General features: G+C 67.5%; 13 protein-coding genes. 9 read left to right on the plus strand and 4 right to left on the minus strand.

The features are described 5' to 3' along the window. Positions 1-17: 17 nt before the first annotated feature. Positions 18-1,667, minus strand: coding sequence for a M28 family metallopeptidase (locus O4N75_RS03610; protein ID WP_269628007.1), 1,650 nt, complete (start codon positions 1,665-1,667; stop codon positions 18-20). A gap of 242 nt (positions 1,668-1,909) precedes the next feature. Here O4N75_RS03610 and O4N75_RS03615 point away from each other — a divergent pair, with 242 nt between their 5' ends. The 4 genes from O4N75_RS03615 to O4N75_RS03630 all read left to right on the plus strand — a co-directional run bounded on the left by O4N75_RS03615 (position 1,910) and on the right by O4N75_RS03630 (position 8,633). Continuing rightward, positions 1,910-3,346: a TolC family protein gene (locus O4N75_RS03615; protein WP_269628008.1), complete on the plus strand. Its 1,437-nt coding sequence runs from the start codon at positions 1,910-1,912 to the stop codon at positions 3,344-3,346. Position 3,347: 1 nt separating this feature from the next. Next, entirely contained in the window at positions 3,348-4,442 is a 1,095-nt protein-coding gene (locus O4N75_RS03620) for an efflux RND transporter periplasmic adaptor subunit (RefSeq protein WP_269628009.1), read from the plus strand. After that, on the plus strand, positions 4,439-7,570 hold the full coding sequence (locus O4N75_RS03625) for an efflux RND transporter permease subunit (RefSeq protein WP_269628010.1): 3,132 nt from the start codon (positions 4,439-4,441) through the stop codon (positions 7,568-7,570). Before O4N75_RS03620 ends, O4N75_RS03625 begins: the two co-directional genes overlap by 4 nt. A 148-nt stretch (positions 7,571-7,718) precedes the next feature. Continuing rightward, the gene (locus O4N75_RS03630) at positions 7,719-8,633 is read left to right on the plus strand and encodes a hypothetical protein (protein WP_269628011.1); all 915 of its coding nucleotides are present in this window, start codon (positions 7,719-7,721) and stop codon (positions 8,631-8,633) included. On the opposite strand, the gene O4N75_RS03635 is transcribed toward O4N75_RS03630, so the two are convergent. Further along, complete coding sequence (locus O4N75_RS03635) at positions 8,630-9,610, minus strand: threonine/serine dehydratase (protein WP_269628012.1); 981 nt, start codon at positions 9,608-9,610, stop codon at positions 8,630-8,632. The two genes, O4N75_RS03630 and O4N75_RS03635, sit on opposite strands and share 4 nt — an antisense overlap. 289 nt (positions 9,611-9,899) lie before the next feature. On the opposite strand from O4N75_RS03635, the gene O4N75_RS03640 reads away from it, so the two are divergent. Together O4N75_RS03640 and O4N75_RS03645 are read left to right on the plus strand one after the other, a co-directional pair. Continuing rightward, on the plus strand, positions 9,900-11,186 hold the full coding sequence (locus O4N75_RS03640) for an adenylosuccinate synthase (RefSeq protein WP_269628013.1): 1,287 nt from the start codon (positions 9,900-9,902) through the stop codon (positions 11,184-11,186). Positions 11,187-11,265: 79 nt separating this feature from the next. Continuing rightward, positions 11,266-12,081 carry a response regulator gene (locus tag O4N75_RS03645; protein ID WP_269628014.1) on the plus strand — a complete coding sequence of 272 codons (816 nt, stop codon included), beginning with the start codon at positions 11,266-11,268 and terminating at the stop codon, positions 12,079-12,081. A 660-nt stretch (positions 12,082-12,741) separates the two neighbouring features. Here O4N75_RS03645 and O4N75_RS03650 read toward each other — a convergent pair. Continuing rightward, positions 12,742-12,957, minus strand: a complete 216-nt coding sequence (locus O4N75_RS03650) for a hypothetical protein (RefSeq protein ID WP_269628015.1) — start codon at positions 12,955-12,957, stop codon at positions 12,742-12,744. A 491-nt stretch (positions 12,958-13,448) separates the two neighbouring features. Between O4N75_RS03650 and O4N75_RS03655 the strand changes: the two genes are divergently transcribed. Continuing rightward, positions 13,449-14,237 (plus strand): AraC family transcriptional regulator, encoded by a 789-nt coding sequence (locus O4N75_RS03655; protein WP_269628016.1) that lies wholly within the window; start codon positions 13,449-13,451, stop codon positions 14,235-14,237. 114 nt (positions 14,238-14,351) lie between these two features. Further along, entirely contained in the window at positions 14,352-14,945 is a 594-nt protein-coding gene (locus tag O4N75_RS03660; RefSeq protein WP_269628017.1) for a hypothetical protein, read from the plus strand. Between the two features lie 312 nt (positions 14,946-15,257). On the opposite strand, the gene O4N75_RS03665 is transcribed toward O4N75_RS03660, so the two are convergent. After that, positions 15,258-16,334: a LuxR C-terminal-related transcriptional regulator gene (locus O4N75_RS03665; RefSeq protein WP_269628018.1), complete on the minus strand. Its 1,077-nt coding sequence runs from the start codon at positions 16,332-16,334 to the stop codon at positions 15,258-15,260. A gap of 264 nt (positions 16,335-16,598) precedes the next feature. On the opposite strand from O4N75_RS03665, the gene O4N75_RS03670 reads away from it, so the two are divergent. Then, positions 16,599-17,135, plus strand: a complete 537-nt coding sequence (locus O4N75_RS03670) for a hypothetical protein (protein WP_269628019.1) — start codon at positions 16,599-16,601, stop codon at positions 17,133-17,135. Positions 17,136-17,410 lie beyond the last annotated feature (275 nt).

Here is a 17,410-nt window from a genome sequence, read left to right on the forward strand (position 1 = left end):
CTCGTTCCTCGCCTCTGCTACTTCCTCTCGGCCGCGGTCGCGTCCCGGGTCAGCTTGAATTCCGAGCCCGCCTTCCACTCCGGCCAGGTGGCGGAGTCAGCCAGTTGGCGGCCCAGCTCGAACATCAGTTGGCCGTCCTGGGCGATGCCTTCAAGGTTCCAGCTGGCGTCGAAGTGGTCGGCCGGCTGGTGATAGCGGTCGGCGGTGTAGGCCTTCGACCAGGCCGCGCCGGCTTCCTTGCCGCCTTGCACCAGGTCGTAGCCCGAGCCGAACGAGATCGCCGGCACGCCGCGCTTGGCGAACGGGAAGTGGTCCGAGCGGAAGAACAGGCCCGCTTCCGGCTTGGAGTCCGGCGTGTAGTGGCGGCCGTGGCTCTTGCCGACCGCGACCAGCGCGTCCTGCAGGGTCGAGGCCGCGTCGCCCGAGGTGGTGAAGTCCTTGGCCGGGCCGGCCGGCGACAGGGCGTCCATGTTGATGTTCGCGACCGTCTTGCCGAGCGGGTAGAGCGGATTGGCGGCGTAGTATTCCGAGCCCAGCAGGCCCTTTTCCTCGGCGGTCACCGCCAGGAACACCACAGAGCGGTCCGGCTGCGGGCCCTTGGCGAAGGCGCGGCCGATCTCGATCATGGTGGCGATGCCGTCGGCGTTGTCGACCGCGCCGTTGTAGATCGTATCGCCCTTGGCGTCCGGCAGACCGACGCCCAGGTGGTCCCAGTGGCCCGAATAGATGATGGTCTCGTCCGGGCGCTTGGCGCCGGGGATCAGCCCGACCACGTTCTTCGAGACGATCTTCTGCACGTCGACGCCGTAGTCGGTCGAGAAGGTCGCGCCCTTCAGCTCCACCGGCTTGAAATCGCGGGTCTGGGCCTGCTTCTTGGCGGCTTCGAAGTCGAGGCCGGCGGCCTTGAACAGCTCGACCGTGCGGTCGCGCTGGATCCAGCCTTCCAGCAGGGCGTGGGCCTCGCTCGGCTTGTCGCGGATGATGTCGAACAGCGGGGCGGTGTTGGAGTTCTTCACCGTCGCCCAGCCGTAGGAAGCCGGCGCGGTCTCGTGCACCACCAGGAACCCGATCGCGCCGCGGCGCGCGGCCTCCTCGTACTTGTAGGTCCAGCGGCCGTAATAGGTCATCGCCTTGCCGCCGAAGTCGCCTTTCCCGGTCTCGAAGTCGGGATCGTTGACCAGCACCAGCGCGACCTTGCCCTTCAGATCGACGCCCTTGAAGTCGTCCCAGTTTCGCTCGGGCGCGGTGACGCCATAGCCGACGAAGACGATCGGCGCGTCCTTGACGGTGACCCGCTCAGCGCCGGTCTGGGCGGCGCGCAGCGCGACCTCCTCGCCTTGGGTCCAGGCCTGGGTCTTGCCGCCGGCGGTGACGCCGACCGAGACGGGGCCCTTGATCTCGAAGCGGGCCAGCGGCACGTCCTGGGTCCAGGCGCGCTGGCCCTCCACCAGATCTCCACCCGGCTTCAATCCGGCGTCCTTGTACTGCTCGATGATGTAGGCGACCGTCTTCTTCTCGCCTTCGGTGGCCGGGCCACGTCCTTCGAACTCGTCCGACGCCAGCACCTTCACGTGCTCGGCGATCTTGGCGGGGTTGATGTCGCCGGCGAGGGCCGGGGCGGCGAAAACGGCCCAAATCGCGGCGCCAGCGAGCAGAAACTGTTTCATAGTGCACTCAAATGGGGGGTGGAATTGCGCGGAACCCTAGTTCGCGACGTGGTCTCGCGCCAGTGCCCTGCGACCGGCATGCGACACTTGGAATGCGCTTTGCCGAATGTCTCGTCTCTGCAATCGACCTGAAGCATGAGCGCGGCTAAGAACGGAACGCCGGTATCGAGGTCCGCGCCGCACGTGTTTGTCGTGCCGGGCGCGGTGGGCGGTGTCGCAAACCGATAATGATGAAAAGAGCGATGCGCCTAGTTACCCCTGCGGTCGGATCGGTGACCGGCCTGGCCCTGATGCTGTCGGCCTGCGCCTCCACCCGCGACGTCGATACCCGCCTTCCGGCCGCCTACGAGGCGCCGTCCTCGCCGGCCATCGCCGCGGCCCCGTCGCTGGAGACGTGGTGGACGGGGTTCGACGACCCGCAGCTCACCGCCCTGATCACCGAGGCGCTCGCGACCAGCCCGGACGCCCGCAGCGCGGCGGCCAAGCTGCGCGAGGCGCGCGCCACTCGCGCCGGCGCCCTGACCAGCTTCCTGCCCCAGGGCAATCCCCGCGGTTCGATCACCGAGACCGACAGCAAGGTGATCGACGGGGCCGCGCTCAACATTCCGGGTCTCTCGAGCAACGGCGACAGCCGCACCGAGACCGCCAATTTCGACGTCAGCTGGGAAATCGACCTTTTCGGCCGCATCTTCGCCGCCCGCCGCGCGGCGAACGCCGAGATGGCGGCGGCCCGCCTCGACTATGAAGCCGCCCGCGCCAGCCTCGCGGCGGCGGTGGCCGACGGGTATTTCCAGGCCCGAGGCCTGGCGATCCAGCTCGACGACGCCCGCGCCACCGAACGGATCCAGGCCGAGCTCTTCCGCATCGTCGACATCCGCGCGCAGCGCGGCCTCGCCGCGAGCGCCGACGCCGACCGCGTGGCCGGCGACCTCGCCCAGGCCAGGTCCCAGGTCGCTGGCCTGGAAGCCGAGCTCCAGGCGGCCCGGCGCAACCTGCTGATCCTCACCGGCCGCGGGATCGAACCGCTGGCCGCCCTGCCGATCGACGCCGAGGTGGGCGTGGCCCCGCAGGTGCCGGACGTGCTTCCCGGCGAACTGCTCGCCCGACGCCCCGACGTGCGCCGCGCCGAGGCGATGCTCGCCTCGGCCCTCGGACGCCTCGACTACGCCAAGCTGGCCTTCTTCCCGACCTTCAAGCTGGCGCCGGGCGTCGGCCTGCAGACGAACGACCAGCCCGGCTATTCGGCGACGACCCAGAGCTGGAGCATCGGCGCCAACGTCGTCGTTCCGGTGCTCGATATCCCGCGCCTGCTCTCGGAGATGAAGGCCCAGGACGCCCGCTCCGAACAGGCCGCCATCGCCTACGAAAAGGCCGTCCAGACCGCCTTCGGCGAGGCCGAGAATTCGCTAGTCCAGCTGGAGGCCGATCGCCGCCGCGTGGATCTGCTGACGGACGGCGAGATCCGCGCCCGGCGCGCCTACGAGGCGTCCCGCAAGGGCTACGTCGCCGGCTTTATCGACCTGCAGGCCACGCTCGACAACGAGCGGGCCTGGCGCACCGTGCGCACCCTGAAGACCGCCGCCCAGGTGCAGGCCCTGCGCCGCGCGGTTCAGACCTACAAGGCGCTCGGCGGCGGTTGGCCGCTCGAGACCGCCCCGACCAACAAAGAGGCTCGCTGAAGTGACGAGAACCAAGACCATCCTGGCCCTCGCCGTCGGCCTGGCTTCCGCCGTGACGCTCGCCGCCTGCGGCTCCAAGGAGCCGCCGAAGAAGGACCCGGCCGCCCAGGCGCGCGCGGTGTCGGTGGTGCGGCTGGAGCCCCGTGCGATCACCGGCGCGCTCAGCGCCTCGGGCACGCTGCGCCCGCGCGAAGAAGCCGCCGTGGCCGCCGAGGTCGCCGGTTTCCGCGTGCTGCGCGTCAATGCCGACGTCGGCGACACGGTGCGCGCCGGCCAGGTGCTGGTGCAGCTCGACCCGGCCCTGCTCGAGGCCCAGATCGCTCAGGCGCAGGCGCAGGCCGCCCAGGCTGAGGACCAGGCCAAGCGCGTCGCCGACCTCGACGGCCAGGGCGTGCTGGCCCAGGAACAGATCGCCCAGCGCAGGTTCCAGGCCCAGGCCGCCCGCGCGAACCTGCGCGACCTGCAGACCCGCCTGGCCAAGCTCTCCGTCGTCGCGCCGGTGTCCGGCGTGATCCTCGAACGCACCGTGCGTCCGGGCGACCTGTCGTCCGGCGGCGGCACGCCGTGGTTCCGCATCGCCCGCGACGGCCAGATGGAACTGGGCGCCGACATGTCGGAAGACGACCTGGCGCGCATCCGGGTCGGGCAGGCCGCGACCGTCACCCTGCCGGGCGGCGGCCAGGTGCAGGGCACGGTGCGCATCGTCAGCCCGCAGATCGACGCCCAGACCAAGCTCGGCCAGGTCCGCGTCCTGCTGCCGGCGCGCTCCGACATCCGCGCCGGCGGTTTCGCCCGTGCGGTCTTCGCCGACGCCAGCGCCTCGACGCTCGCCCTGCCTGAAACAGCGATCCGCTACGACGCCAATGGCGCGGCGGTCATGGTGGTCGGCGCCGACAACCGCGTGAAGCACGTGGCCGTCCAGACCGGCCAGCGCGGCTCGGGACTTGTTCAGATCGTGAAGGGCCCGGCCTCGGGCTCCCGCGTGGTCCAGAACGCGGCCTCGTTCCTGCTCGACGGCGACCTGGTGAAGCCGGTCGAGGCCGGCGCGGCCGCGGCCCAGCCTGCTGCGACGCAACCCGCCGCGAGGGCCAAATGAGCGAGCATCAAGGCGGAGGCTCCGGCTTCCCGATCTCGGCCTGGGCGATCCGCAACCCGGTTCCCGTCACCCTGCTGTTCATCGGCCTGCTGGTCGCCGGCATGATCGCCTATTCGGGGCTGGCGGTTAAGCAGTTCCCGAACATCCAGTTCCCGGTGGTCGCCGTCACGGTGACCCAGAGCGGCGCCGCGCCCGGGGAAATGGAGACCCAGATCACCCGGCCGGTCGAAGACGCCATGTCGGGCATCACCGGGGTCAAGAACATCCAGTCGGTGGTGACCCAGGGCGTCTCGACGACGTCCATCCAGTTTGAAATGGGCGAGGATCTTCAGAAGAAGACCGACGAAGTCCGCGCCAAGGTCGACCAGACCCGCCAGATTCTGCCGCGGGATATCGATGAGCCGACCGTCACCCGGGTCGAGATCGACGACGCCTTCCCGATCATCACCTACGCGGTCGAAGCGCCGTCGATGTCGGACGAGCAGCTCTCCTGGTACGTCGACGACAAGATCGCCCGCGATCTTCAGACCGTGAGCGGCGTCGCCCAGATCACCCGCGTCGGCGGCGTCGCGCGCGAAATCAACGTCGTCGTCGATCCCGACAGGCTGGCGGCGCGCGGTCTGACCGCGGCCGAGGTCAACAACGCCCTGATGGCCTTCCAGCAGGACGCGCCCGGCGGCCGCGTCCAGGTCGGCGGCCGCGAGCAGACCATCCGCGTGCTGGGCTCGGCCGAGACCGTCGCCCAACTGCGGGCCATGACCATCGCCACGGGCGGCGGCGGCTTTGTCCGTCTCACCGACGTCGCCGATGTCGGCGAAGGCTCGGCCGAGGCGCGCGGCTTCGCGCGGCTGAACAACCGCCCCGTGGTCGGTTTCCAGGTCAGCAAGACCAAGGAATCCTCGGACGTCGACGTCGAGGACGGCGTGAACGTCAAGCTGGCCGAGATCGCCAAGGCCGACCCCAGCGTCAAGTTCACCAAGATCTACGCCTCGGTGGACGAGACCCGCGCTAACTTCCGCGCCACTCAGCACGTGCTGCTCGAAGGCATGGTGCTGGCGGCCCTGGTGGTGCTGTTGTTCCTGCGCGACTGGCGCGCCACGGCCATCACCGTGCTGGCCATGCCGATCTCGCTGATCCCCACCTTCTTCGTGATGAAGCTGGCCGGGTTCTCGCTGAACCTGGTGACGCTGCTGGCCCTGACGCTGGTCATCGGCATCCTGGTCGACGACGCCATCGTCGAGATCGAGAACATCGAAAAGCGCGTCGCCCGCGGCGTGCGGCCGTTCAAGGCGGCGCTGGAAGGCGCCGACGCCATCGGCCTGGCGGTGGTGGCGACCACCTTCGCCATCGTGGTGGTGTTCACCCCGGTCAGCTTCATGCCCGGCATCCCGGGCCAGTTCTTCAAGGAGTTCGGCCTCACCGTTTCGGTGGCGGTGCTGTTCTCGCTGTTGGTCGCGCGCCTGGCGACGCCGCTGATGGCGGCTTACTTCCTCAAGCCGACGGTGCATGAGCGGCCGCAGAAGCCATTCGAGGGCTTCTATCCCAGCGCGCTCAAGTGGGCGCTCGAGCATCGCATTCTCGCCTCCATCGCCGGCCTCGTGCTGTTCGCCTGTTCGGCGATGATGATCGGCTTCCTGCCCAAGGGCTTCCAGCCGCCCGGCGATCCGGACTACGTCTACATCAACGTCCAGGGGGCCCCCGGCGCGACCATCGGCGACATGGAGCGCGCGGTCCAGCAGGCCACGCAGGTCATGGCCGCCCAGCCCGAAGTCACCGGCGTCTTCAGCCAGGTCGGCTCGACCGTGGCGAACTTCGGCCCCGGCGGCGGCGGCGGCGGCAGCGACCTGCGCAACGGCACCATCACTGTGCTCTTGAGCGGCGACCGCAAGGTCACCGGCAACGAGCTGAAGGACCGGGTCCGCGCGCAGATCGCCGCGGTTCCGGACGTGCGGCTCAACTTCCTGGACGGGCAGGGCTCGGCCGGGTTCGAGCAGATCCTGATCAGCTCCGACCCCAAGGCGCTGGAGCAGGCCGCCCTCGAGCTCGAGCGGCAGATGCGGACCTTGACCAAGGTCACCGATCCGCGCCCGAAGAACCCGCCGATCGGTCCCGAACTGGTGATCCGTCCGCGGCCGGACGAGGCCGCACGCCTCGGCGTCTCGGTGGCGGCGATCGCCCAGGCCGCCCGCGTCGCCACCGTCGGCGACATCGACGCCAACATTCCGAAGATGAACGAGGGCGAACGGCGCATCCCCATCCGGATCCGCCTGCCGGAATCGGCGCGCGCCGATATCGAGCAAATCCGCCAGCTGCGCCTGCCGACCGCCTCGGGCGGCTCCACGACGCTCGGCGCCGTGGCCGATGTGGAGTTCCAGGCCGGCCCGGCGCGGATCGACCGTCTCAACCGCCAGCGCCAGATGACCGTCCAGGCCGAGCTGGCCGACGGGGTGGAGCTCGGCGACGCGACCCAGGTCGTCCACCAGCTGCCGATCATGAAGAAGCTGCCGCCCGGGGTCGCCCCCAGCGCCATCGGCGACGCCGAGGCCATGGCCGAGATGTTCGGCGGCTTCGTGGTCGCCTTCGCCACCGCGGTGTTCCTGATGTTCGCCGTGCTGGTGCTGCTGTTCCGCAGCTTCTTCAAGCCGATCGTCATCCTGGCCGCCCTGCCGCTGGCGGTGGGCGGGGCCTTCATCGGCCTCTTCATCTTCAACCTGTCGCTGTCGATCCCCTCGCTGATCGGCTTCCTGATGCTGATGGGCCTGGCGGCCAAGAACTCGATCCTGCTGGTCGAGTACGCGATCGAACGCGAACGCGAGGGCATGCCCCAGCGGGACGCCCTGATCGAGGCCTGCCGCGAGCGAGCCCGGCCGATCGTCATGACCACCGTGGCCATGGCGGCGGGGATGCTGCCGACCGCCCTGGCGCTGGAGAAGGGCGCCGAGTTCCGTCAGCCGATGGCCGTGGCGGTGATCGGCGGGCTGATCACCTCGACCCTCTTGTCGCTGGTGCTGGTGCCGGTGGTCTACGAGTTCGTCGACGACTTCGAGAACTGGCTGCGGCCCAAGCTCGCCAAGCTGATCACCCCGCGCGAGGCGCCTGGCGAGACGGTCCCCGAAGACCGCGTATAGAGCGCTTTTCCGCCGAAGCGGCTGCCGGTTCGTCGAAGATCCTGAGCAATTTTCGATCCAATCGGATCGGAAATTGCTCTAGGCGGCGCCGTTGCGAGGCCCGGCGGGCCGGCTATGCTCCGCAGCTGATGGTTGCGGGGGGCAGGGGATGACGACGTTTTCGTTCGGCGGCGCGGTCGGGGCGGGCTTCGGCGTCATCGCCCGCAACCCGCTGGCCTTCCTGGCCTGGTGCGCCGTCTACCTGGTCGTCGCGCTGGGGCCGCTGGCGCTGATGGCGGCGACCCTCTGGCCGCAGTTCAGCGCCCTGGCCGCGCTTGCCGAGGCCGAGGTCGATCCGGATTCGCCGGCCGCCACCCAGCAGATGATGTCGCTGATGGGCCAGATCAACGCGCTGTCGCTGCTCCAGTGGGCGACCAGCCTGGCCTCCAGCGCCCTGATCGTCGGCGCAGTGTTCCGGGCGGTGCTCGAACCGCAGAACCGCCGGTGGTTCTTCCTGCGCCTTGGCCGCCAGGAGTTCTGGCTGGCGCTGTGCCTGGTGGTCGTGGTGGTCGTGGCGGGCCTGCTGGCCGCGCTCAGCATGTTCCCGGTCATGATCACCTCGCTGGTCCTGGTCGCGGCCGGGCCGACGCAGACCCTGACGCCGGGCGTCGGGCTGGGCATCGGGGCCATGGTGCTGATCGCGCTCGGCGCGATGCTCTGGCTGTTCGTTCGCTTCTCGCTCGGCCTGCCGATGTCGTTTGCCGGCAGCTACTTCCGGCTGTTCGAGTCCTGGACCCTGACCCGCGGCCACGCGGCCAAGATGGCGCTGGTCGGCGTGGCGGTCAGCCTGCTCGCCACCCTCGTCCAGATCGCGGTCTTCGTGGGCTTCATCTTCGCCGCGGTGGCGATGCTGCAGCCGACCGCCGAGTTCGACGTCACCACCCTAACCTTCGCCCAGGTCGCACCGATCCTCGCCCTGGCCGCCGTCCTCATGGCCCTGGTCAGCGTGTTCGGCACGGTGCTCTACAGCGCCCCGCTGGCGCAGATCTATCGCCAGCTCGCCCAGGACCCGTCCGACGCCTAGACCTCCCGGCGCAGCACGCGGGCGAACAGCTCGGGATCGACATTGCCGCCGGACAAGATCAGTCCGGTGGCGTTGTCGCCGAAGTCGGCGACCTTGCCGGCCAGCAGCGCGGCCAGGCCCACCGATCCGCCCGGCTCGACCACCAGCTTCAGCACCGCGAACGCATAGCGCATCGCCTCGGCGACCTCGGCGTCGGTGACGACCGCCACGTCGGCCACGGTCTTCTGCAGCACCGGAAAGGTCAGCAGCCCCGGCGCGGGGCTCTCCAGCGCGTCGCACAGCGAGCGGGCGGCCGGCTGGGTCACGATCCGCTCGCCCGCCTGCAGCGAGCGCAGGGTGTCGTCAAAGCCGGCCGGCTCGACGCCGACGATCGCCGTGCCCGGCGACAGCGCCTTGACCGCGGTCGAGACGCCGGCCAGCAGCCCGCCGCCGCCGATCGGCGAGATGACCGTATCGAAACTCACGCCCCGCGCCTGGCCTTGTCGGACCAGTTCCAGCCCGACCGTGCCCTGGCCGGCGATCACGTCGGCGTCGTCGAAGGCCGGGACCGTCACCGCGCCGCGCTCGGCGGCGATGGCCGCGGCGATCGCCTCGCGGCTCTCGGTCAGCCGGTCATAGAGCTTGATTTCCGCGCCATAGCCGCGGGTCGCCTCGACCTTCACGCTCGGCGCGTCGGCCGGCATGACGATGATCGCCGGCATGCCCAGCAGCCGGGCCGCCAGCGCCACGCCCTGGGCATGGTTGCCGGACGAGAACGCCACCACGCCCCGCTTGGCCTGCTCGGCCGACAGCTGCGAGAGCCGGTTATAGGCGCCGCGGAACTTGAACGCCCCGACCCGCTGCAGGGTCTCGGGCTTGATCAGCACCCGCCGCCCCAGCCGCTCGTTGAGCGCCGGGCTCTCGATCAGCGGCGTCTCGATCGCGTGTCCCGCCAGCCGCCCGGCGGCGGCCTCGATGTCGGCCAGGGTGACGCTCATGCCGCGCAAGCCATGGCGGTCAGATCACAGGCGGGACGGGGGAGGCGAATGCGTGCTCGGATCATGGCTCATTCATAGCCTGGGCGGCCCGTCCAGGCGACCGCCGCGCCTCGCGACCCCGGGCCGGGGCTTGACGCGGAGCCCGCCCGCTGGTTTACCCCCGCCGAACGGAGAGCCGCCGCCCGCTGGGCCCGCGCATCCGGTTCCTACAATCGATCAAGTCCACCCGCCGAGTCCTGTCGAAGGGCGTGGTTGGACCCGCTCGGGCAGGCCGGGAGATCGTATCCGAATGGCCAATGTGACCGTGATCGGCGCTCAGTGGGGCGACGAAGGCAAGGGCAAGCTCGTCGACTGGCTGTCGAACCGCGCCGACGTCGTCGTGCGTTTCCAGGGCGGCCACAACGCCGGCCACACCCTGGTGGTCGGCGACCAGGTCTACAAGCTCAGCCTGCTGCCGTCGGGCGTGGTCCAGGGCAAGCTGTCGGTGATCGGCAACGGCGTCGTCGTCGACCCTTGGCACCTGCTGGAGGAGATCGCCAAGCTCGGCTCGCAGGGTGTGACCATCACGCCTGACTTGCTGGTCCTGGCCGACAACGCCGCCCTGATCCTGCCGCTGCACCGCGACCTCGACCAGGCCCGCGAGGCCGCCGCCGTCAACAAGATCGGCACCACCGGCCGCGGCATCGGCCCGGCCTACGAGGACAAGGTCGGCCGCCGCGCCATCCGCGTCGACGACCTGCGTGACCGCGACGCCCTGGAGGCCAAGATCGACCGCCTGCTGGCCCACCACAAGCCGCTGCGCGCGGGCCTGGGCCTGCCGGAATACGACGGCGCTGAGCTGCTGGCGGCGCTCGAAGAGATCGCCCCGAAGATCCTCCCCTTCGCCCAGCCGGCCTGGCGCCTGCTCGACGGCGTCGTGAAGTCCGGCAAGCGCGTGCTGTTCGAGGGCGCGCAGGGCGCCCTGCTCGACGTCGACCACGGCACCTATCCCTATGTGACCTCGTCCAACACCGTCGCCGGTCAGGCCGCCGCCGGCTCGGGCCTGGGGCCGAAGGGGCCCGGCTTCGTGCTCGGCATCGTGAAGGCCTACACCACCCGCGTCGGCGAGGGCCCGTTCCCGACCGAGCTGTCGGACGAGATCGGCCAGCACCTGGGCACGGTCGGCCGCGAGTTCGGCGTCGTCACCGGCCGTCCGCGTCGCTGCGGCTGGTTCGACGCGGTGCTCGTGCGCCAGTCGGTGGCCCTCAACGGCATCGACGGCATCGCGCTGACCAAGCTCGACGTGCTGGACGGCCTGCCGAAGCTGAAGATCTGCGTCGGCTACAAGCTGAACGGCGAAGTGCTGGACTATCTGCCCGCCGGTCTCAAGTCGCAGTCGGCGCTGGAGCCGGTCTACGAGGAGATGGACGGCTGGAGCGAAAGCACCGCCGGGGCCACCTCCTGGAAGGACCTGCCGGCCAATGCGGTGAAGTATGTCCGCCGCGTCGAGGAGCTGATCGGCGCCCCGGCGGCCATGGTCTCGACCAGCCCGCAGCGTGACGACACCATCATGGTCCGCGACCCGTTCCAAGACTGATCGGAGACGGGCGGCGTAAGGCGTTCTTAAGGACGTTGGTTCACTCTCTGGTGCGATCCCAGGAGACCGAGCGCCGCCCGTGTTCACCGAGAACCTCAAACAAATCCAGCGGATGGCGCCGCTCATGCAGCGGGTGCTGATCGTCGATCCGGCCCCCGCCAGCGCCCGGTTGCTCGCCGACCTGATGCGCAACATCGCCAACGTACAACTCTGGCACGCGCCGACCACTCGCAAAGGTTTGGAGGCCGCCCGCCAGGTCAATCCGCAGCTGATCTTTGTGGAGCTGAACGGGGCCGACGTCGACGGCGTGCAGTTCTCGCGCCAGCTGCGCCGCTCGGACGCGGCCTGCCGGATGGCTCCGATCATCATGGTCACCGCCACGGCGACGGCGGGGGCGATTCTGGCGGCCCGCGACGCCGGGGTGCACGAGTTCCTGCGCAAGCCCTACACGACCAAGGACCTGCTGCGCCGGCTCGAGGCCGTCACCCTGCATCCGCGCGACTGGGTCGAGGCGGTCGAATATGTCGGCCCCGATCGCCGCCGCTTCAACTCCGGCGACTATAGCGGTCCCTTGAAGCGGCGCTCGGACGTCGGCGCCACGCCCGAGGCCCAGCGCATCACCCAGGCGCTGAAGATCGTCCGCTCGGCGATCCCGGCGATCGCCACCGATCCCAGCCAGGCCATGCGCGCGCTGCTGGCCCAGATGGTCGAGCTGCAACGTGCGGCGTCGGTGACCAAGAACGCCAAGCTGGCCGAGGCCACCGTCGAGTTCCAGCGCCATCTCGCCGCCGCCGCCCAGGCCGGCGTGCTGGTCCCGCAGGACATCGCCCGCCACGCGGCGCCGCTGCTGGTCTTCCTGCCCAAGGACGAGCCGGGCAAGGACCGGGCGGCCTAGGTCACCCTCAAAGGCCGCCCGCGGTTGATCAGAACTCGGCGGTCGACGACCTCGTCGACCTGCTGAACCATCGCGCCTGACGCGGGAGCCGCCAGGGCGCTGGCCAGCAACAGGCCGCGCAAACCAGTTCCTAGTTTTACGCTGCTCATTCCTATTCCCATAGAGGCGACGCGGAATTCTGGGGCGCCGCGGGCATGGTAATGGTAAATATTGGGGGGTAGTAAGTAAGCCTTGGAATTGTGTCAGAGGTTCTCAAACCCTGTCGCGCAATTATTCACCCCGAGATTTTGACGCTTTCAGTACATTTGCGGGCGCTGCGAAGCGTCGCATTTTTTCTGGGCTTTCGATCTCGCGGGCGCCTTTTCGTTGCGCGGTCAAGGCCGACTAGGCTCGCGGGCCGCGGCGGTCACCGCTTCTGCAGCTTCTCGAAGGCCTGGACCTCGAGGATGTGACGTTGAGGTGTCGCTCCAACTTGAGGCCCCCTGCGTCCCCCAACCTAAGCCTGCCCGAAGGAGACGCGCGGGGCGGCCCAATGTCGCCAATGGGTCGAAAGCTGAAATCGTCGTCACGCCGCCGAGCGGACGTCGCGGGCATCCGCCTATTGCGCCTGGGTGTAAGCCTCCTTTCGACCCTTAGGCGACATTCACTAGGATCGAGAGGTCAAATCTCCGCCGCGCACTTCGGGCAAATTTTCGGGACGTAGAGCGGATTCATCCACGTCCAGAACGTCTTACCTTGACAGAAGAAGAGCACGTTGCCGCAACCCAGGCAGGTGTCGGTGTAAATCATCATTACGAGCGGCATGCCGGCGAAGAGGAACACCGGATCATTTTCGCGGAGTAGGGCCACGCCAAGTAAGGCAAGCGTAACGAACATCAGCATCCGCCTTATTGAGACGGCTGTTCGATGTTTCATTGAGAGCCTCACAATCGGACAATCTATGATGGATTGTAGTCGCGCGACATGCGCTCACAAGCCATAGGGTGACCGGACCTGCCAAGTTTCGCAGTGACCACCCTCATGGGGCGTAAAGAGCCCCGGGCATCAGTCGTCGTCCGTTAACCCACCCCACTCGGATATTCCCGGCGTTCGCTTGTCGGCCTAGCCGCCAAAAATCCGCTGGATGCAACGGGTGATCTCGCCGTTGCCAACGGCATCACAACTGACGGCCGATACGCGTCGCAACTTTGGTGGCCTGCGCGAGGTGCAACAGGCAGAGAGAACGTCCGGCGGCGTACGGCGCATCTACGGGGGCTTCTCGTGCTGCAACCCCTCCCGAACCTGTGCAGTTTCGGAAATGCGACAGCGTTGCGGAAGCGCCGACGGCGGCGTTGCGATGCACGCCCTTAAATGCTTAAGCCTCGAAGATGCAGAAGGGATATCTCGCTCGCTTCACGCGCCCAACGCATGCGGCGATCGAACTGGTCGCCGTCGCTTACAGTCAGCGCAGCTTCCCTGTGCATATCCACGACCAATACGTTGTGGGGGTTGTGGAAAGCGGGGCTGAAAGACTGGACGTCAACGGCTCCGCACACGTGATCCGCAAGGGCGACATAATCACCATCGATCCGGGCCTTGCGCACGCCAATCGCACGCTGGGAAGCGAGGTTCTACGCTACAGGGTCTTTTACCTGCCGCGGGAGATCGTAGCGCGCCACGCTGGCGGCTTGAGCTTGCAATTCAATGCGCCAAAACGAGCCGACGCGTCAGCGGCTGAAAGGCTCGTCGAGTTGCATCAATGGTTCGAGCGCGCGGGAGGATGCCGGCTGGAAGAGGAACGCGCGCTCGCCGAACTGGTCGAAATAGCTTTTGGCGCCCCGACTCTTCAAAGTCTGGATATTCAGTTGCCCGAAGCAATCTGGCGCGCGCAGAGTTTCATTGACGCTCATTACAGCGAAAACTTCGCCTTGGACGACGTCGCTCGCGCCGCCGGTCTGAGCAAGTTTCATCTGGTGCGCAGTTTTACGCGCGCGTTTGGATTGAGCCCTCTAGCGTATCGTACTCAGAGGCGTATCCACGAAGCAAAGCGCCTTGTCCTGACGGGCGCTCCCTTGGTCGACGTTGCTAGCCTCTTGGGGTTCTCCGACCAAAGCCACCTGACCCGCCAGTTCCAATCGTTCGTAGGCATCTCCCCAGCGCGGTATCGGGAGCAATAATCTTCAAGACGTAGCCCGGCTGCAGCGTCTAGTCCGTCGCCCTCAAGGTGCGATAGGGGCTGTGATATCATGATCAATTCTGGCCGAGCGGCTGAAGCTCGCGCGAGTGGGCGCTTGACGCGCATCGTCTTCACCGTGGCGGTGTCAGCATGCGCTGCGGTTGCGATTGTCGCGCCTCGCCATGCGTTGGCCCTCGTAGCACAAGAGCAAGTCATCACGTCGAGTCCAGGCGGGCAGCAGGACAGGCTCGCAGGTTTTCTCGAGCAGTATGTCAATTGGGCAAAAGCCACCGAAGCCGAGGGACAGGAACGGGGCGTGCCGCTTACGCCGGAACAGCTCGAACTCGCCGTTCAGCTTGGGATCAAGCATCCTGAGAAGGTGCGGCTTGTCTTTGTCGATGTCGTTCCGTTCCCGATCCATGATGCGCAGATGCGCGACGCCGCAACCCAAATGGGGTTCATTGGGCCCGGAGTCATCAACAATGCACAGGCGTTCGGATACACCATCTGGGTGAGCAAGGACTTCGTGCTTGACCGGCCCAGCCTTGCTCACGAGCTCGTTCATGTTGAGCAAATCGAGCGAAGCGCCAGCTTCGGTTCGTACGCTAAGAACTACATGCTGGAGTTACTGAGTTTTGGGCATGAAAAGATGCCGCTGGAGTTGGAGGCTTATCAAGCCAACAAGAAGTTCTCCTCTGAAGGAAGGTGATCACGCCCGGCAGGGCCTCTGTGGTCTGTTGGGTGGATATGGCCGGAGTATCGCCCTCTCGCCGCCGCTGCCGGCGTCCACAGCAGCCCCGCCCGCGACCAGACATTCTCGATGTCAGCTAGGGGGCGCACATGCCCTGAGCGGCCGCTCGCGAGATCTGCATTGCGGCCTAGACGTCAGTTCGGTTTGCGACCCGTTGCGGACCTTAGCGCGCGGACTTAGGATCTTGGAGCGCCAAAAAGACCGGTCGAGCGGCCGGAACATGCTGGAATAGGCGGAGATCACCGAAGCATGCCGGACGCGCCCATTTCGTCAGTGATTGGAAACCGTCGAAACGCTGCGCGCCAGCAATGCCACGGCTTCCGCCTGCCGATGCGTTCCGGTCTTGGCGAGAATGCGCTTAAGGTGGCTGCGCACGGTGGCAAGCCCGATGCCCATGTTTGCGGCAATGTCCTCAAGCGAGGCTCCCCGTCCGAGCGCAGAGGCAACCACGCCCTCTGTCTGTGTGAGGCTGAATAGCTCGCGCAGGCGTGCGACGGCGATCGGCGCTTCGGGGTCGCGGATGAACACCAGCACGGCCGGCCGCTGCTCCCCAAAGGCCGATACGGTCGGGCGCATGGGGGCAACCTCAAGAGCCAGCGGCATGCGGTGCGGGCGCGGAATGGAGAGCGCCGCGCCGGATTTGGCGATCCTGCCCCGCGCGGTGGCCATTGCACCTTGCACCAGAGACAGCAACGAGTCGTGCAGCGCAGGCGGGCTCAGCGCCAGCCGCCCGCGAACAAGCACAAGCTCCGCGTTCTCTCGCAACAGGCGCTCCGCCATACTGCTGGCTTGAATGACCCGGCCCGCGCCGTCCACCATCAGAACGCCGGTATCCAGTCTGTCGAGCGCCTCCAAGGCGGCGTCATGAGATTGTGACACCGCCGCGAAACGCTGCCCGAGACGCAGCGCCCGCTGCAAGTGCGGCAGCACCAGCGCCGCCTGACGCCGCTCCGTTGGGCTATAGGCTCCCGCACCCTGCGGCCTGTGAATGCCGAGTACGCCAATCGCCCCATCCGCTGCGGAAAACACCGCCCCGAGCATGTGATGGATATCCAAGCGCCGGAGCCATTCCTGATAAAAGCCGCTGCGCGCCTGTTCCTCGGGCGTCACCAGGTCTTGGTCGGTGATGATGCGCGACATGCCGTAGGCGACACTGCGTTCCACCCATAAATCCTTGCGGTGCCAGTCGTCGGCCCAAGCCTGCTCCCGCTCCGAAACCATGAGGTTGTCGGTGCATTCGAGAAGGTTCACGCGTGCGCCGTCGCCGTGCAGCTTCAAAACGGTGCTGGTCGATCTGAAGGATTCCGCGATGCGGGTCGCGGTGCCTGACCACAAGGTATCGTCCATGGCTGCATCGTATAGATGCGCAACAAGTCCCGAGACGCTGGGCGTTTCATAGAGCTCTTGTGACGGCATGACGGTGCAGTTCCGCCCTCATTCATCCGTGGGTGCAAGTTAATTTTAGCGTCGCACTAGCAACCTCGCATGAAAGAGACGGCGAGATAGCGCCTTGCCGTCCTGCCGCGCCTGATTTCTCCCCTGTTTAGGGGGCGAATAGGCATCCGCGCCGCCTTAACCATAGCGGAAAGGATTTTCACGCGCGGAGATGTCATGAGCAAAGCCCATTCCCTCGTTGTGCCGCTGCTGCTGGTGTGGCTTTCCGCTTGCGGCCAGAACACCGTAACGGCGGAAACGGTATCCGGCGACGCTCCGGGGGGCGGCGCTGTCGCAAACGAAGCCGCTGCACCCGCTGCGCCTGAAACTACTCCGGCCAAAGCGCAAGCAGCCACCATCGCTGCGCTGCCGCTCAAGCGCGGTTACTACGTCGAAAGCGACACGCCGTGCGGCCAAGCCTCCAACGCCACCACGACGCTGCTGCGCCGTGAGGGCATCGGCGGCGCACGGGATTTCTGCGAGTTCAAGAAAATCGAGCAAGCAGGGCCGGATACCTACCGCGTGACGGAAGCCTGCGGGGATTTGCAGGACAATGCCCCGCCGGAAACCAGTACCTCCCTCTACACCCTCGCAGGGGATACGGCCTTCACCGCCAAGAGCGAGCACGGCTGGGAGCGCACCGCGCGCTACTGCGCCCAATCGAGCATGCCGCCCGACTGGCGTGCGAACGATATCAGCGACGTGACAGGCTGACGCCGCACTTCATCCATCCGGGTAAGGAGATCCCCCATGCAGCGAAGGGCTGCGCTGTGTTCCGCTCTCATCGGTGTGGCGCTGACCACGCTGACGCCTGCCTTCGCGCACACCGCCTCGACGCCTGCGGCCAAGATGGAAGTTGCAGAGTGCGCTTCGGCATGACCGAAGCGGAGGCCCGCGCGGCGCTGACAGCCTTCGGCGGCGGAAATGCGCGCCACCGTGTGGGCCAACGGTCTCAGGACCAAATCGAAACGCAAAGCGGACGCGGCGGC

It is taken from the genome of Phenylobacterium sp. NIBR 498073 (genome assembly GCF_027286305.1).
Lineage (GTDB): Bacteria > Pseudomonadota > Alphaproteobacteria > Caulobacterales > Caulobacteraceae > Phenylobacterium.

What these genes read in the sequence shown, in the direction of transcription:
- O4N75_RS03610 (WP_269628007.1), bottom strand. Translation starts at nt 1,667, where the DNA reads ATGAAACAGTTTCTGCTCGCTGGCGCCGCGATTTGGGCCGTTTTCGCC.
- O4N75_RS03615 (WP_269628008.1), top strand. Translation starts at nt 1,910, where the DNA reads ATGCGCCTAGTTACCCCTGCGGTCGGATCGGTGACCGGCCTGGCCCTG.
- O4N75_RS03625 (WP_269628010.1), top strand. Translation starts at nt 4,439, where the DNA reads ATGAGCGAGCATCAAGGCGGAGGCTCCGGCTTCCCGATCTCGGCCTGG.
- O4N75_RS03630 (WP_269628011.1), top strand. Translation starts at nt 7,719, where the DNA reads ATGACGACGTTTTCGTTCGGCGGCGCGGTCGGGGCGGGCTTCGGCGTC.
- O4N75_RS03635 (WP_269628012.1), bottom strand. Translation starts at nt 9,610, where the DNA reads ATGAGCGTCACCCTGGCCGACATCGAGGCCGCCGCCGGGCGGCTGGCG.
- O4N75_RS03640 (WP_269628013.1), top strand. Translation starts at nt 9,900, where the DNA reads ATGGCCAATGTGACCGTGATCGGCGCTCAGTGGGGCGACGAAGGCAAG.
- O4N75_RS03650 (WP_269628015.1), bottom strand. Translation starts at nt 12,957, where the DNA reads ATGTTCGTTACGCTTGCCTTACTTGGCGTGGCCCTACTCCGCGAAAAT.
- O4N75_RS03655 (WP_269628016.1), top strand. Translation starts at nt 13,449, where the DNA reads ATGCAGAAGGGATATCTCGCTCGCTTCACGCGCCCAACGCATGCGGCG.
- O4N75_RS03665 (WP_269628018.1), bottom strand. Translation starts at nt 16,334, where the DNA reads ATGGACGATACCTTGTGGTCAGGCACCGCGACCCGCATCGCGGAATCC.
- O4N75_RS03670 (WP_269628019.1), top strand. Translation starts at nt 16,599, where the DNA reads ATGAGCAAAGCCCATTCCCTCGTTGTGCCGCTGCTGCTGGTGTGGCTT.